Source organism: Pseudomonas resinovorans NBRC 106553 (assembly GCF_000412695.1).
Classification (GTDB): Bacteria; Pseudomonadota; Gammaproteobacteria; order Pseudomonadales; family Pseudomonadaceae; genus Metapseudomonas; species Metapseudomonas resinovorans_A.
In genome coordinates this window covers 427,845-444,038 of record NC_021499.1, presented here as the reverse complement: position 1 = coordinate 444,038, position 16,194 = coordinate 427,845, and the positions used below count along the sequence as shown (strand labels likewise).

General features: G+C 65.3%; 14 protein-coding genes. 11 read left to right on the top strand and 3 right to left on the bottom strand.

All coding sequences use genetic code 11. The features are described from left to right. The first annotated feature begins 5 nt into the window (after window positions 1-5). The 3 genes from etfA to PCA10_RS01995 are packed head-to-tail and all read left to right on the top strand — an operon-like array spanning window position 6 to window position 2,284. Window positions 6-1,238, top strand: a complete 1,233-nt coding sequence (etfA, locus tag PCA10_RS02005) for an electron transfer flavoprotein subunit alpha (protein ID WP_016490350.1) — start codon at window positions 6-8, stop codon at window positions 1,236-1,238. After that, window positions 1,228-2,007 (top strand): electron transfer flavoprotein subunit beta, encoded by a 780-nt coding sequence (gene etfB, locus PCA10_RS02000; protein WP_016490349.1) that lies wholly within the window; start codon window positions 1,228-1,230, stop codon window positions 2,005-2,007. Before etfA ends, etfB begins: the two co-directional genes overlap by 11 nt. A 31-nt stretch (window positions 2,008-2,038) precedes the next feature. Next, window positions 2,039-2,284, top strand: a complete 246-nt coding sequence (locus PCA10_RS01995) for a hypothetical protein (RefSeq protein ID WP_016490348.1) — start codon at window positions 2,039-2,041, stop codon at window positions 2,282-2,284. 201 nt (window positions 2,285-2,485) lie between these two features. Here the strand turns inward: PCA10_RS01995 and gbdR are convergent, their stop codons facing one another. Both gbdR and PCA10_RS01985 read right to left on the bottom strand, forming a co-directional pair. Then, complete coding sequence (gene gbdR, locus PCA10_RS01990; RefSeq protein ID WP_016490347.1) at window positions 2,486-3,589, bottom strand: choline metabolism transcriptional regulator GbdR; 1,104 nt, start codon at window positions 3,587-3,589, stop codon at window positions 2,486-2,488. Between the two features lie 401 nt (window positions 3,590-3,990). Further along, window positions 3,991-5,367, bottom strand: coding sequence for an L-serine ammonia-lyase (locus tag PCA10_RS01985; RefSeq protein WP_016490346.1), 1,377 nt, complete (start codon window positions 5,365-5,367; stop codon window positions 3,991-3,993). Window positions 5,368-5,715: 348 nt separating this feature from the next. On the opposite strand from PCA10_RS01985, the gene PCA10_RS01980 reads away from it, so the two are divergent. From PCA10_RS01980 to betI (PCA10_RS01955), 6 genes are all read left to right on the top strand, one after another. Beyond that, on the top strand, window positions 5,716-6,669 hold the full coding sequence (locus PCA10_RS01980) for a choline ABC transporter substrate-binding protein (RefSeq protein ID WP_016490345.1): 954 nt from the start codon (window positions 5,716-5,718) through the stop codon (window positions 6,667-6,669). Window positions 6,670-7,085: 416 nt separating this feature from the next. Further along, on the top strand, window positions 7,086-8,282 hold the full coding sequence (locus tag PCA10_RS01975) for a quaternary amine ABC transporter ATP-binding protein (protein ID WP_016490344.1): 1,197 nt from the start codon (window positions 7,086-7,088) through the stop codon (window positions 8,280-8,282). A gap of 2 nt (window positions 8,283-8,284) precedes the next feature. Next, entirely contained in the window at window positions 8,285-9,172 is an 888-nt protein-coding gene (locus tag PCA10_RS01970; protein WP_016490343.1) for an ABC transporter permease, read from the top strand. Between the two features lie 35 nt (window positions 9,173-9,207). Continuing rightward, a complete protein-coding gene (locus PCA10_RS01965) occupies window positions 9,208-10,152 on the top strand; it encodes a choline ABC transporter substrate-binding protein (RefSeq protein ID WP_016490342.1) in 945 nt (314 codons plus the stop codon). A gap of 150 nt (window positions 10,153-10,302) precedes the next feature. Beyond that, window positions 10,303-11,166 (top strand): glycine betaine ABC transporter substrate-binding protein, encoded by an 864-nt coding sequence (locus PCA10_RS01960; RefSeq protein WP_016490341.1) that lies wholly within the window; start codon window positions 10,303-10,305, stop codon window positions 11,164-11,166. Window positions 11,167-11,413: 247 nt separating this feature from the next. Beyond that, entirely contained in the window at window positions 11,414-12,007 is a 594-nt protein-coding gene (gene betI, locus PCA10_RS01955) for a transcriptional regulator BetI (RefSeq protein ID WP_016490340.1), read from the top strand. A 157-nt stretch (window positions 12,008-12,164) separates the two neighbouring features. Here betI (PCA10_RS01955) and PCA10_RS01950 read toward each other — a convergent pair whose 3' ends face one another. Then, window positions 12,165-13,709 (bottom strand): BCCT family transporter, encoded by a 1,545-nt coding sequence (locus PCA10_RS01950; protein ID WP_041770492.1) that lies wholly within the window; start codon window positions 13,707-13,709, stop codon window positions 12,165-12,167. A gap of 286 nt (window positions 13,710-13,995) precedes the next feature. Here PCA10_RS01950 and betI (PCA10_RS01945) point away from each other — a divergent pair, with 286 nt between their 5' ends. Next, complete coding sequence (gene betI, locus PCA10_RS01945) at window positions 13,996-14,589, top strand: transcriptional regulator BetI (RefSeq protein ID WP_016490338.1); 594 nt, start codon at window positions 13,996-13,998, stop codon at window positions 14,587-14,589. Window positions 14,590-14,636: 47 nt separating this feature from the next. Next, window positions 14,637-16,109, top strand: a complete 1,473-nt coding sequence (gene betB, locus PCA10_RS01940) for a betaine-aldehyde dehydrogenase (RefSeq protein WP_016490337.1) — start codon at window positions 14,637-14,639, stop codon at window positions 16,107-16,109. Window positions 16,110-16,194: the final 85 nt, after the last annotated feature.

Below are 16,194 nucleotides of genomic sequence, written 5' to 3'. Positions count from 1 at the left end.
TCTCTATGAGCGACATCATCCGCCGCGACCCGCGCGCCGAGTGGATCGCCCGCAACCGCCTGCACCCCCTGCATGCCGCCATGCAGACCCAGGGTCAGACGAGCTGGATGGGCCCCAACGGCGTCGTCCGCAAGAATCCCCATGCCGCCGCCGCGGGCTTCATCGGCCCCAACGGCATCAAGCGCATCGACCGCAGCGGCACCCAGCAGGGCACGGTCGGCAAGCGCAGCAGCGCCACCGAAGTGGTGCAACTGCCGCTGCACCTCATCGAGCAACCGGCCTTCCACATCTGCGTGGTGCCGGACATGGTCGGTGGCCGTCTCTCCAGCCACGACAAGGACCTCCTGGGCCTGGCCAACAAGCTCGCCGGCAACGAGGGCGCGGTGGTCGCCGTGCTCTTCGGCGACGACAAGGAAACCACCTTCGACACCGCCGGCGTCGACCGCATCCTGCGTATCGACGGCGACGCCTTCGACGGTTATTCGCCTGAGGCCCGGGTGCTCGCGCTCGGCGCCGTGGAAAGCCAGCTGGCGCCCCGCCACTGGCTGCTCCCCGATAGCCGTACCGGCGGCGGCGAACTGGGCCGCCGGCTGGCCGCGAAGCTGGGCGAGCGCCCCGCCACGCGCGTCTGGCAGGTTGCCAACGAGCAGGCCATCGGCCGTGCCGGTGCCGGCCGCGAGGATCTGGCGCGCAAGGCGCCACGCCTGATCCTGGCCGCCGCCGAATGCGCCGAGCCGGTCAGCGAAACCCGCCATGAAGCCCGCTCGCTGGAGCTCATCGAGAACATCGCCCACAGCCTGCCGCGCATCGAGGACCTCGGCCCGGTGGCCGTGGACCCGGCGCAGATTCCCATGGCCGAGGCGGAGTTCATTCTCTCCGGCGGCAACGGGGTCAGGGACTGGGACCAGTTCCACCAAGCCGCCGCCGCCCTCGGCGCCACCGAAGGCGCCTCCCGCGTGGCGGTGGACGACGGCTACATGCCGCGCAATCGCCAGGTAGGCGCCACCGGCACCTGGGTCACCGCGCGGGTCTATCTGGCCGTGGGCATTTCCGGCGCCATCCAGCACCTGCAAGGCATCGGTGCCTGCGACAAGGTGGTGGCGGTGAACATGGACCCGGGCTGCGACATGATCAAACGCGCCGACCTCTCGGTGATCGGCGACTCCGCCGCGATCCTCGCCGCCCTGATCCAGCTGGCCACCGAATACCGTCAGGGAGGGGCACGCGATGCCGCATGACGCATTGAAGATCGTCAGCCTGGTTTCCGTGGGCGCGCACCCTACCTCGGGTCGCACGCGCCGCGCCGACCAGGATGCCCGTGCAGTGGAGCTCGGCCTGCGCCTCGCCGGCCCGCTCCTGCGCGTGGTGCACGCCGGCAACCCCCGGGAAGAAGCCCTGCGCGCCTACCTGGGCATGGGCCTGGAAGAGCTGATCGTCCTCGAGCAGGGCCCGCAGGACGACGCCCTGCCCCCGCTCGGCGACTTCCTCCGCGAAAGCGGCGCCCAACTGGTGCTCACCGGCAGCCAGGCGGAAACCGGTGAAGGCTCCGGCATGCTGCCCTACCTGCTGGCCGAGCGCCTGGGCTGGCCGCTGGTGGTTGGCCTGGCCGAAGTGGAAAAAGTGGACAACGGCGTGGCCCAGATTCTCCAGGCCCTGCCACGGGGCCAGCGCCGCCGCCTGAAGGTGCGCCTGCCCTTCGTCGCCAGCGTCGACAACGCCGCACCGAGCGCGCGCCAGAGCGCCTTCGGCCCGGCCCGGCGCGGTCGCATCGAAGCCGAGGACGTCGAGCTGGTGGAGGATGTATTGTTCGCCGAGGCCCAGTTGCAGCCTGCACGCCCTCGGCCCAAGCGGCTCAAGGTGATCAAGGCGAAAACCGGCGCCGAGCGGATGAAGGCGGCGACCGCCAAGGCATCCGGCGGCGGTGGCCAGGTACTCAAGGACGTCTCGCCGCAGGCGGGCGCCGAAGCTATCTTCAAACTGTTGCTGGAAGAAGGTGTGCTGCGCTGATCGCGCGGCAACCATTAGGAGGAATAGCGCGATGATGCATGCCGATCTGATCGACCAGGAAGATTTCCGCGAGCGTCTGGTGGCGCTGGGGCTCAGCATCCCACCGGGGGTCAGCGCCGAGCAGGCCTGCGAACAAGCCGTGAGCGGCCTCAGCCCGGAGCGCGCCGTCGCCCTGCGGCGTCTGGTGGAGGAACTGCTGGGAGGCAGCGCCACCTTGCTGCCGAACGTGCGCGAGGCGATTTCCCGGACGCTGCTGCCGGCCCTGGTGCCACGTTGAGCCGTTGACCGAACGAAGAAGGGGCGCCAATCGGCGCCCTTTTTCATGCCTGTAGCCCGGATGCAATCCGGGGCGCGCTTCAATGCATTTCCCGGATTTCATCCGGGCTACGCGAGAACGAGAAAAGGCGCCGATTGGCGCCTTTTCTCATCATCGCAGGAGCGAGTTCATTCGCGATTGAAATCGCTCCTACAGCTCCCGTCAGACCACTCGCACGCTGGCGAAGGTTGACTCGCCCTGGGCGCGGCTCAGGGCCACGCCGGCGGTGGACGGTGCGTTGCGCACCAGCTCGTCCGGCACCGGCATCAGGGCGACCACGTTGGCGTTCTGGCCGGCGCGCTCGTCACGAGGCGGAATGCCGAAGTACTCGCGGTAGCACTTGGAGAAGTGCGGGGTGGAAACGAAGCCGCACACCGACGCCACTTCGATGATGGACATGGCGGTCTGCTTCAGCAGCTGGCGCGCGCGGATCAGGCGCAGCTTGAGGTAATAGCGCGACGGCGAGCAGTGCAGGTACTTCTGGAACAGGCGCTCCAGCTGGCGACGCGAGACGTCGACGTAGCAAGCCAGCTCGTCGAGGTCGATGGGCTCCTCCAGGTTGGCCTCCATCAGCGCGACGATTTCCTGCAGCTTCGGCTGGTTGGTGCCGAGCATGTGCTTGAGCGGCACACGCTGGTGGTCCTGCTCGTTGCGGATGCGCTCGTAGATGAACATCTCGGAGATCGCCGCGGCCAGTTCGCGACCATGCTCGCGGGCGATCAGGTGCAGCACCATGTCCATCGGCGCGGTGCCGCCGGACGAGGTGTAGCGGTTGCGGTCGATGGAGAACAGCCGGGTGCTGATGCCGGCGCGGGGGAAGGCTTCCTGCATGGCCGCCAGGCACTCCCAGTGCACGCTGCACTCGAAGCCGTCGAGCAGGCCGGCCTTGGCCAGCGCCCAGCTGCCGGTGCACACGGCGCCGAGCTGGCGACCATGACGGGCCTGCTGCTGCAGCCATTGCACGTGTTCGCGAGTGACGCTGTGCTGGATGTCGACACCGCCACAGACGATCACCGCATCCAGGGCCGGGCTGTTATCCAGGGCGCTGTCGGGGGTGATCTGCAGGCCGTCGCTGGCGCTGACCGGTCGGCCTTCCTGGCTGAGGGTGTGCCAACGGTAGAGTTCGCGGCCGGAGAGGTGGTTGGCCATGCGCAGCGGTTCCACCGCGGACGCCAGGGAAATCAGGGTGAAGTTGTCCAACAGGAGGAAACCGATGGACTGGGGAACACGGTTCTGGGGTTGCGCCCCTTGATTGAACTGTGACATCAGCAAAACCCTCAGACTAGGCACGGAGCGGAGCCTCGTTTTCGAGGCTTTTTTGTTATGGCCCGGTACTGCAATCACCAGGAGATACCAAACCTACGCAAAGGTCGTGCCTAAGTTGTTTGGCTGTTCAATCAAAAACAGCAAAACACATCCAAACCCTGTGCCATAGGGCCTAGGCATGAGCGACAGAATCATTCTGTTTGCGACCGCCAGGGCCCGCGTCTTCTGGGCCCTGGGGACTTAGGTAGCACTGCCGGTAGCGGCGCTTGTCACCGCGTGCTGCGGGACAGCACCTTCAGTAACAGACTGTAAATTCCGATTCCGACTGTAAAGTCGTCGATACCTTCAAAAGCGTTCTGCACCATGGCGGAGCAGCGTCGGCCGGGCTGGTCGATTGCGGATCAGCATTCCACCGCGCTCACGGCAAGGCCGCCGCGGGAGGTTTCCTTGTACTTGTCGTGCATGTCGGCGCCGGTGTCGCGCATGGTGCGGATCGCCTGGTCCAGCGAGATGAAGTGTTCGCCGTCGCCGCGCAGGGCCATCTGCGCCGCGTTGATCGCCTTCACCGCGGCGATCGCGTTGCGCTCGATGCAGGGCACCTGCACCAGCCCGCCCACCGGGTCGCAGGTCAGCCCCAGGTTGTGTTCCAGGCCGATCTCCGCCGCGTTCTCCAGCTGCGCGGGAGTCGCCCCCAGCACTTCCGCCAGGCCCGCCGCCGCCATCGCGCAGGCCGAGCCCACCTCGCCCTGGCAGCCCACTTCGGCGCCGGAGATCGAGGCGTTCTTCTTGCACAGGATGCCCACCGCCGCGGCGCCGAGGAAGAAGTTCACCACGTCGTCCTCGCTGGCCTCGGGGTTGAAGCGCATGTAGTAGTGCAGCACCGCCGGGATGATCCCCGCCGCGCCATTGGTGGGCGCGGTCACCATGCGCCCGCCGGCGGCGTTTTCCTCGTTCACTGCCAGGGCGTAGAGGTTCACCCACTCCATGGCGCTCATGGTGCTGCCGATGACGTTCGGCTTGCCCAGTTCCTGCAGGCTGCGGTGCAGCCGCGCGGCACGCCGGCGCACGTTCAGCCCGCCGGGCAGGATGCCCTCCTGGCCCAGGCCGTTGGTCACGCATTCCTGCATGGCGTCCCAGAGTTTCAGCAGCCCGGCGCGGATCTCCGCCTCGCTGCGCCAGGCCTTCTCGTTGGCCAGCATCAGCTCGGCGACGCGCAGGTTGTGGCGCTGGCAGAGCCGCAGCAGTTCCTCGCCGCTGGAAAAGTCGTAGGGCAGCACGGTGCTGTCCTGGTCGAGCTGGCCGGCTTGCGCCTGGGCCTCGTCGACGACGAAGCCGCCGCCGATGGAGTAGTAGGTGTCGCGGTGCAGTTCACCGGCCTCGCCGAAGACGATCAGGGTCATGGCGTTGGGGTGATAGGGCAGGTTTTCCTCCAGCAGCAGCAGGTCGCGTTGCCACTCGAAAGGCACCGGATGCGTGCCGCCGAGCAACAGCTCGCGGCATTCCTGCAGGGCCTGGATGCGCGGACCGATCTGCTTGGGTTCGATCTGGTCCGGCCATTCGCCCATCAGCCCCAGCAGGGTCGCGCGGTCGGTGCCGTGGCCGACGCCGGTGGCCGACAGCGAGCCGTACAGACGCACCTCGACCCGCCGCACCTGCGCCAGCAGCCCACCCTCGCGCAGCGCCGTGGCGAACTGCGCCGCCGCCCGCATCGGGCCCACGGTATGCGAACTGGAGGGGCCGATACCGATCTTGAACAGGTCGAACACGCTGATAGCCACGGGGCAACTCCGGAAGGGATGACACTTGCCGGACATGATCGGCATTTGACCGAAACCGCGACGTCCCACACCGACTCGCTCGTATCCAAACACGCCCTCGCCGGCACAGGAGGTGCCGGGGGAACTTTGTAGGAGCGAATTCATTCGCGATCGGTCTGACGCACGCACCGCTCCGCCCATTGCCCCGCACAGCCCGCGACAGATAAGTTCTGACTGCGACCCAATCGGTAGTCAGGCGATCCGTCTGGCCCGCATCATTCCACCGCCCGGAGGGCGGGGTCTGCAGCAGTCCGACAGCCACGCGAGTCCGGAAAACGACAATAAATCCTGCTGTGGACGGCCCCCTCGATGACGCGACCCACCACTCCCCTGTTGGCGGCCACGCTGCTGGCCGTTTCCCTTGGCACCACCCAGGCCGCCCTCGCCGCCGACCCCGAACGCTGCTCCACCGTGCATTTCGCCGATGTGGGCTGGAGCGACATCACCGTCACCACCGCCGTCACCCGCCATGTCCTGAGCGAGCTGGGCTACATCACCAAGGTCAGGCGCCTGTCGGTGCCCGACACCTACAAGGCCCTGGGCGACGGCAAGATCGACGTGTTCCTCGGCAACTGGATGCCGAGCATGGAAAACGACCTCCGCCCCTACCTGGAAAAAGGCACGGTGGAGAGCCTTGGCGCCAACCTCACCGGCGCCAAGTACACCCTGGCGGTGAACCAGGCGGCCTGGGATGGCGGCGTACGCAGCTTCGCCGACCTGGCCAAGTTCAAGCAGCAGCTGGGCGGGAAGATCTACGGCATCGAGCCCGGCAACGACGGCAACAAGCTGATCCAGAAGATGATCACGGGGAACGCCTTGGGCCTCGGCGACTTCCAACTGGTAGAGTCCAGCGAGAACGGCATGCTCTCCCAGGTCAAACGCGCCGAGCACCTGGAGCAATGGGCGGTGTTCCTGGGCTGGGAACCCCACCCCATGAACAACCAGCTGAAGATGCATTACCTGTCTGGCGGGGATGACTGGTTCGGCCCCGACTACGGCGGCGCCACCGTCTACACCAACGTGCGCAAGGGCCTGACCACGGAGTGCCCGAACCTCGGACGACTGCTGACGAACCTGAAATTCAGCCTGGCCATGGAGAACCACCTGATGGAAGCCATACTGAATCAGAGCACCAATCGGCGACGCGAAGCCAAGCGCTGGTTGAAGGCCAACCCCGACGTCCTGGCCTCCTGGCTGCAGGGTGTCACCGCGCGCGACGGCGGCCCGCTGCCCGCCCTCCTGACCCAGGCCAAAGCGCCGTGATGCGTGCATTCAGCGATATCCATAGGCCATGTCGTCGCGCAACATATGGACGTCGTAAACCGACAATTGCCCCGGCCTCAAGGCTTTATCGTTGAGACACCCGATTTCGTCGCTGTCGGTTCCCGTGGACCGACAGACCGCGAGCACTCAGCTCCGGACCGAAGAACACAAGCGGCGGCCTCCCCCCGAAGCAGAGGCCGGCCTAATAAGAAATTTCGGAAGTACGCGCACCTCCGGCCGAGGTGCTGAACCCGCCCAGGGAATGGGTTTCGTAACACTGCCAGAGGGCTGTCAGGTTCTCGAAACATTGTTATCCACACAGGCAAGACAGTCGGCATCACCAGGCTGGGCGTCGTCGAGCGCCCAATCTGGCTCCGTGTAGCTGACCTGGATGTCTACTGAAGGGGAAATATCCCATGCAGTCTGGAAAGATCGTGGTTCAAAACCTCTACAAGGTTTTCGGGCAACAGCCACAAGAAGCAATCGATTTACTCAAGCAAGGCTGGAGCAAGGAGAAGATCCTTGCCGAGCGTGGCGCCGTGATCGGCGTCAGCGATGTCTCCTTCAGCGTCAATGAGGGCGAGATCTTCGTACTGATGGGCCTGTCGGGTTCCGGCAAATCCACCCTGATCCGCCTGATCAACCGCTTGATCGAACCCACCGCCGGCGATGTGTTCATCGACGGCCAGAACGTCGCCAAGCTGCCCAAGGCGCAACTGATCGACCTGCGTCGCCGCGACATGAGCATGGTGTTCCAGTCCTTCGCCCTGATGCCTTCGCGCAGCGTGCTGGACAATGCGTCCTTCGGCCTGGAAGTGGCCGGCAAGAGCAAGAAGGAGCGCGAGAAGCGCGCCATGGAAGTACTGGAGCAGGTCGGCCTGGCCAACTTCGCCCACAAGTATCCCCACGAGCTCTCGGGTGGCATGCAACAGCGCGTGGGCCTGGCCCGCGCCCTGGCGGTCGACCCATCGATGATCATCATGGACGAGGCCTTCTCCGCCCTCGACCCGCTCAAGCGCCGCGAGATGCAGGACGTGCTGCTGGACCTGCAGAAGAAGCACAGCCGCACCATCATCTTCGTCTCCCACGATATCGAGGAAGCCATGCGCATCGGCTCGCGCATCGGCATCATGGAAGGCGGCCGGCTGATCCAGGTGGGCACGCCCCAGGAGATCATCGAGAACCCGGCCAACGACTACGTGCGCAACTTCTTCAACACCGTCGACACCAGCCGCTACCTCACCGCCGGCCAGCTCATGTCCGACAGCGTTCCGCTGTTCGTGCACAACGGCAAGGCGCCCGACGCGCAGACCGTGTGCCAGACGCTGCAGAACATGGACAAGCACTACGCCTTCATCGTCGACGAGAAGAACAACTTCCGTGGTTCCATCAGCCTGGAGAAGATCGCCCTGCTGGTAGAGGGCGGCCAGACCATGGACCTGGAGCAGAGCCTGCTCAAGCACATCGACCCGGTACCGGAGGACCTGCCGCTGGACAGCGTCATCCAGCGCCTGGTGATCAACGAAGGGCCGATCCCGGTGGTCGACCAGACAGGCCGCTATAGCGGCGCGATCAGCAAAGGCCGCCTGCTGAGCCGCCTGCGGGGAGAATGACGATGACTGAGAAACTGGATCTGGGCAGCTGGGTCAACGACGTCGTCCAGCACCTGCTGGAAAACTACAGCGGCGCCTTCGAGAGCGTCGGCAACGTGGTCAGCGGCTTCTCCGAGATGATCGAGCGCCTGCTGCTCTGGCCACCGACCTGGTTGGTGATCGCCATCTTCGTGGGGCTCGGCTTCTGGCGCATCGGCATCAAGTTCGCCGCCTTCACCGCGGTGTCCTTGATCCTCATCGTGATGACCGGCTTCTGGGAACAGACCGTGGTCACCCTCGGCCTGACCTTCTCCTCCACCCTGATCAGCCTGCTGCTCGGCATCCCGCTGGGTATCTGGGCGGCCAAGAGCGAGCGCGTCTCCATCGTCATCCGGCCAATACTCGACTTCATGCAGACCATGCCGGCCTTCGTCTACCTGATCCCCGCCGCCATGCTCTTCGGCCTCGGTCGCGTGCCCGGCATCATCGCCACGGTGATCTTCGCCATGCCGCCGGCGGTGCGCCTCACCGCCCTCGGCATCCGCCAGGTGAACAAGGAAATCGTCGAAGCCGGACAATCCTTCGGCTGCACCAGCTGGCAACTGCTATACAAAGTGCAGCTGCCCAATGCCATGCCGTCGATCATGGCCGGCGTGAACCAGACCATCATGATGGCGCTGTCCATGGTGATCATCGCTTCGATGGTCGGTGCCGGTGGCCTGGGTAACGACGTGCTCGCCAGTATCCAGCGCCTGGACATTGGCCTCGGCTTCGAAAGCGGCATGGCGGTGGTACTGCTGGCGATCATCCTCGACCGTATCACCGAAAGTTTCGGGACTCGCCAGACGTCCACCCGCGGCAAGGCCTTCGGCCGGCTGAGTGCGCGGTTCCAGCGGCAGCAACCACAATAAATAACGCTTCATCTTTCAATGTCAGGGAGTCGCGAATGAAAAGAATGAAAAGTGTTGCTGCACTGGGCTTGTTGGCCTGCGCGCTGACCCAGGGCGCCTGGGCCCAGGAGCCGCAGAGCTGCAAGCAGGTGCGCTTCGCCGAGATCGGTTGGGCCGACATCGCCGCGACCACCGGCGTGGCCATGGTGCTGACCGAGGGACTGGGCTACACCCCGCGCAAGATCATGGCCTCGGTACCCATCGCCTTCACCGGCGTGAAGAACAAGCAGATCGACGTCTTCCTCGGCTACTGGGCACCCTCCATGGACGCGGTGATCGAGCCCTTCACCAAGGACAACGGCGTGAAGGTGCTGCCGACGCCGAACCTGGAAGGCGCCAAGTACACCCTGGCGGTTCCCACCTACGCGGCTGAAGCGGGCCTCAAGAGCTTCCAGGACATCGCCAAGTTCAAGGACCAGCTGGGCGGCAAGATCTACGGCATCGAGCCGGGCAACGACGGCAACCTGCTGATCGACAAGATGATCAAGGGCAACCAGTACGCGCTGGGCGAGTTCCGCATGGTGGAGTCTTCCGAGGCGGGCATGCTGGTGCAGGTGCAGCGCGCGGTGAAGAAGAAGGAGCCGGTGGTGTTCCTGGGCTGGGCCCCGCACCCGATGAACACCCAGTTCGACATCACTTACCTGTCTGGTGGTGACGATGTGTTCGGCCCGGACTACGGCGCCGCCAAGGTCTACACCGTGGTGCCGCCGGACTACGAGGCGCGCTGCGCCAACGTCGGCAAGCTGCTGAACAACCTGCAGTTCAATGTGGCGATGGAAAGCCAGCTGATGGAGAAGATCCTCGAGAAGGAAGACCCGGTGAAAGTCGCCTCCGACTGGCTCAAGGCCAACCCGGCCGTGCTCGACCAGTGGCTGGCCGGCGTCACCACCTTTGATGGCCAGGACGGCGCCGCTGCCGTGAAGAAACACATCGGCCTGTAATTCCCCGGGCTCCACCCGGAGCCCGTTTCCTTGCAATTCGCCAATCGCGGCCCGGTAACGGGCCGTGAGGGGCACAGTCGCGAGTCCCGCCTCAGAACGGGCCATCGACCACGTAGTTGGCTGCCAATCCCACCTGATGGAGCAATACGTATGCGCACGTTGAAATCACTTTGTCTCAAGACCCTGGGCGTCGCCACCCTGGCGCTCGGCATGGGGGCCGGCATGGCCGGCGCCGCCGACAAGCCGACCCTGAAGATCGGCTACGTGAACGGCTGGGACGATAGCGTCGCCGCCACTCACGTCGCCGGCGAGATCCTCAAGGAGAAGCTCGGCTACGGCGTCGAGCTGAAACCCGTGGAACCGGCCATCATGTGGCAGGGCGTGGCCCGTGGCGACCTCGACGCCACCCTCTCCGCCTGGCTGCCGGCCACCCACGGCGAGTACTACGCCAAGCTGAAGGACAAGGTCGTGGTGCTGGGCTCCAACTACAAGGGCGCCAAGATCGGCCTGATCGTGCCCGACTATGTGCAGGCCAAGTCCATCGAGGACCTGAACACCTACAAGGCCGACTTCGACGGCAAGATCACCGGCATCGACGCCGGCGCTGGCGTGATGCGCCGCACCGAAGACGCCATCAAGCAATACAACCTCGACATCAAACTGATGCCCAGCTCCGGCCCGGCCATGGCCACCGCCCTGACCCGCGCCGAGAAAGCCCAGAAGCCGATCGTGGTCACCGGCTGGATTCCCCACTGGATGTTCGCCAAGTGGAAGCTGCGCTTCCTGGAAGACCCGAAAAAGGTCTTCGGCGATGACGAGCACGTCGACACCGTGGTCAACCCTGGCCTGGAAGCCAAGGCCGCCGACGCCACCGCCTTCCTGAAGAAACTCTCCTGGAGCGGCGAAGAAGTGGGGGCCGTGATGCTGGCCATCCGCGAAGGCGCCAAACCGGAAGCCGCCGCCAAGGACTGGATCGCCAAGAACCCGCAGCGCGTGGAGGAGTGGTTGAAGTAAACCCTTCCCCTGAGCCCCCGTCGGCCGCTGCCGGCGGGGGTTTCGCTTTTTTGTAGGGGCGAATTTATTCGCCAAGCAGGCCACAGGCCTGCCTGTAAATGACCGTGAGGGGGCCGCTGCGCGTCCCTTGGCGAATGAATTCGCCCCTACAGGTATCCGCCCACTCATTCCAATCAATTGATCGATCAATCAAATTCCCCCTAGACTGCGCGCTCCCGATTCCCACACAAAATGGTGGAAATATCTGATGCCAAAGGTCGGAATGCAGCCGATCCGCCGCTCGCAGTTGATCCAGGCAACCCTCGAAGCCGTCGACCAGGTTGGCCTGGGCGATGCCAGCATCGCCTACATCGCCCGTATCGCAGGGGTCTCCAACGGCATCATCAGCCACTACTTCCAGGACAAGAACGGTCTGCTGGAAGCCACCATGCGCCACCTGATGTCCGACCTCAGCACCGGCGTGCGCCAGCGCCGCGCTGGCCTGCGCGACGACGGCCCACGGGCGCATCTGCGAGCCATCGTGGAAGGCAACTTCGACGACAGCCAGGTCAGCGGCCCGGCCATGAAGACCTGGCTGGCCTTCTGGGCCGCCAGCATGCACCAGCCCTCGCTGCGCCGCCTGCAGCGGATCAACGACCACCGGCTGTATTCCAACCTCTGTTGCGAGCTGCGCCGTGCCCTGCCCCTGGAGCAGGCGCGCTCCGCCGCCCGTGGCCTGGCCGCGTTGATCGACGGCCTGTGGCTGCGCGGCGCGCTGTCCGGCGATGGTTTCAATACCGAGCAGGCGCTGCAGATCGCCTACGACTACCTCGACCAGCAGTTGGCCAAGGCCCAGGCCTGAGGTCCCGCGCGTGTCGATCACGTCGGTTGGGCCAAGCGCAGCACGGCCCAACGTGCGAGCCGGTCTGTTGGGCTTCGCTTGGCTCAGCCACAACCTACAGCGACAAAAAAGCCCGGTCGAAGGACCGGGCTTTTTTCCATCGTGGGCAGATCGCCTGTCAGGCCGCTTCGCCGTTCAATGCGATCACCTTGGCCGAAACGGGTGCCGATTGCTGCGCCGCCACATCGGCCTTCATCTGCTTGAGCAGGGCCACCATGTAGAGCAGCAGCACCACCGAGAAGGGCAGGCCGGCCAGTACCACCACCGTCTGCATGGCGGTGAAGTTGCCGGCGAACAGCAGGCCGATGGTCGCCAGGGTCACCACCGCGGACCAGAAGATGCGCAGCCAGTTGGGCGCGTCCTCGTCCAGGTCGCCTTCCTCGCGGGACAGGTTGGCCAGCATCACCGAACCGGAGTCGGCCGGCGTGAGGAACAGCACGAAGCCCACGCAGATCGACAGGCCGATCACCGCCTTGGCCCAGGGGTAATGCTCCAGCAGCAGGTAGATCGACATCGCCGGCTGCTCCAGCGCCGCCTTGCCGAGGTCCGCCGCGTTCTGGTTCATCACCAGGTCGAGGGCGCTGTTGCCGAATACCGACAGCCAGGCCAGGGTGAAGCCCAGGGGAATCAGCAGCACACCGCAGACCAGTTCGCGCACGGTGCGGCCACGGGAGATACGGGCCACGAACATGCCGACGAAAGGCGCCCAGGAAATCCACCAGGCCCAGTAGAACAGGGTCCACAGGCCCATCCACTCTTCGCTCTTGCCGGACTGGCCGGTGTAGACGTAGAGGTCGAAGGTCTTCAGCACCAGGCCATTGAGGTAGTCGCCGAGGTTCTGCACGAAGCCGTTGAGCAGGTGCAGGGTGTCGCCGGCCAGCAGCACGAACAGCAGCAGGCCGCTGAACAGGATGATGTTCAGGTTGGACAGGCGGCGGATGCCCTTCTCGATACCGGATACCGCGGCCAGGGTAGCCACCGCGCTCATCACCAGGATCACCGTCAGCAGCGCGCCCTGGCTGTGGGGCAGGCCGAACAGGTACTCCAGGCCCGAGGACACCTGTAGAGAACCGATACCCAGGTTGGTCACCAGGCCCAGCAGGGTGACGAAGATGCCGAAGCAGTCCACCGCGTTGCCCGCCCAGCCTTTCATCCGGCGCTCGCCGAACAGCGGGTAGAGCGCCGAACGCAGCGCCAGCGGCTGGTTGTGGCGATAGGCGAAGTACGCCACCGCCAGGCCCACCAGCGCATAGATCGCCCAGCCATGCACACCCCAGTGGAGGAAGGTCAGCTGCACCGCCTGGCGCGCCGCATGCAGGCTGCCCGGCTCGCCCTCGGGCGGGTTGTAGAGATGGTCGATGGGCTCGGAGGCGGCGAAGTACAGCAGCGAAATGCCGATGCCCGAGGAAAACAGCATGCCGGCCCAGGCGCCGTAGCTGAAGTCCGGTTTGCTGTCGTCGGCGCCCAGGCGCAATTGGCCGAAGCGGGAGAAGGCGACGTAGAGGACGAAGAACAGGTAACTGCCGATGGCCAGCATGTAGTACCAGCCGAAGCTGCGCGACAGCCAGGCCTGGGCCTTGCCCAGCATGGCGCCGGCGCTCTCCGGGAATGCGATCAAGGCAAGGGTGAGCAACAGGATGAGTGCAGTGGATCCGTAGAACACGACCGGATTCAGGCGCACCTTCCCGTGGCTTGTTGTTGTTGGAGCTTTACTCATTTGGAATTTCCAGGGCAGTGAAAGCAGGCGCCCGTGGGCGCAACGACAGACCCGCGCCAACCACTGGCGACGGGTGGCAGCCGCCGGCGGAAGGCCTGGAATCGGGTGCGGCGAACTGCCGCATCCCGAACCATGCTGCGCAGCTTATTCTTTGTTGTTTGAACGATCAATCAAAATAAAGTAGGCTGGATTTCAACTTGTCCGGGATGGTCCCGGAAGAAGAGGAAACCCCATGCCCAAAGTCGGAATGCAGCCCGTGCGGCGCACCCAACTGATCCACGCCACGCTCGAGGCGGTGGACCAGGTCGGCATGGGCGACGCCAGCATTTCCTATATCGCCAGGCTCGCCGGGGTTTCCAACGGCATCATCAGCCACTACTTCCAGGACAAGAACGGCTTGCTGGAAGCGGCCATGCGCTACCTCATGAACGACCTGCAGGACGCGGTGCGCAAACGCCGCCAGGCCATGCGCGACGACAGCGCACGGGGCTACCTGCGGTCCATCATCGACGGCAACTTCGACGACACCCAGGTCAACGGCCCGGCCATGAAGACCTGGCTGGCGTTCTGGGCCAGCAGCATGCACCAGCCGTCCCTGCGCCGTTTGCAGCGCATCAACGACCTGCGCCTGTACTCGAACCTCTGCTGGCAGTTCCGCCGCGAACTCGATGCAACGCACGCCCGCGCTGCCGCCCGTGGCCTGGCCGCGCTGATCGACGGCCTGTGGCTGCGCGGTGCGCTGTCCGGCGAAGCCTTCGACACCGAGCAGGCTCGCCGGCTCGCCTACGAATTCCTTGATCAACAACTGGCCAGGCCGGCGCTTTGAAGCGCCCGGCCGCCTTGCGTACACAAGACCTAGAGAGGACAACCACCATGGCCCGATTCGAAGAACAGAAGCTCTACATTGGCGGCCGCTACGTCGACTCCAGCAGCGGCGCCACCTTCGAGACCATCAACCCCGCCAATGGTGAAGTCCTGGCCAGCGTCCAGCGCGCCGGCAAGGAAGACGTCGAGCGCGCCGTCGCCAGCGCCATCGAAGGCCAGAAGGTCTGGGCCGCGATGACCGCCATGCAGCGTTCGCGCATCCTGCGCCGCGCCGTGGACATCCTCCGCGAGCGCAACGACGAACTGGCCGAGCTGGAAACCCTCGACACCGGCAAGCCCCTGGCCGAAACCCGCGCGGTGGACATCGTCACCGGCGCCGACGTGATCGAGTACTACGCCGGCCTGATTCCCGCCATCGAAGGCGAGCAGATCCCGCTGCGCGAAACCAGCTTCGTCTACACCCGCCGCGAGCCCCTGGGCGTGGTCGCCGGCATCGGCGCCTGGAACTACCCGGTGCAGATCGCCATGTGGAAATCCGCCCCGGCGCTCGCCGCCGGCAACGCGATGATCTTCAAGCCCAGCGAAGTCACCCCGCTGACCGCTCTGAAACTGGCCGAGATCTACACCCAGGCCGGCGTTCCGGACGGCGTGTTCAACGTGCTCACCGGCAGCGGCCGCGAAGTCGGCCAGTGGCTGACCGAGCACCCGCAGATCGAGAAGATTTCCTTCACCGGCGGCACCTCCACCGGCAAGAAGGTCATGGCCAGCGCCTCCAGCTCTTCCCTCAAGGAAGTGACCATGGAACTGGGCGGCAAGTCGCCGCTGATCATCTTCGACGACGCCGACCTCGACCGCGCCGCGGACATCGCCGTAATGGCCAACTTCTTCAGCTCCGGCCAGGTCTGCACCAACGGCACCCGCGTGTTCGTGCCGCGCGCGCTGCAGGCACGCTTCGAGGCCAAGGTGGTCGAGCGCGTCAAGCGCATCCGCCTGGGCAACCCGCAGGACGCCGAGACCAACTTCGGCCCGCTGACCAGCTTCGCCCACATGGAAAGCGTGCTCGGCTACATCGAGTCCGGCCGCAAGGAAGGCGCGCGCCTGCTGATCGGCGGCGAGCGCGTCACCGAGGGCGAATTCGCCAAGGGTGCCTACGTGTCCGCCACCGTGTTCAGCGACTGCACCGACGACATGACCATCGTCCGCGAAGAAATCTTCGGCCCGGTGATGAGCATCCTGGTCTACGACACCGAGGAAGAAGTGATCCGCCGCGCCAACGACACCGACTACGGCCTGGCCGCCGGCGTCGTCACCCGCGACCTGGCCCGCGCCCACCGCGTTATCCACAAGCTGGAAGCCGGCATCTGCTGGATCAACACATGGGGCGAGTCCCCCGCCGAAATGCCGGTGGGTGGCTACAAGCAATCGGGCGTCGGCCGCGAGAACGGCCTGACCACCCTGGCCCACTACACCCGCATCAAGTCCGTGCAGGTCGAGATGGGCGACTACTTCTCGGTGTTCTGAGCAAGGGGTCCGGATCGGCATCCGGGGGCGCTGGACGCTCCCGCAGCCCATCCGGACCACGACGCAACAGCGTCCCCGGTAGCCC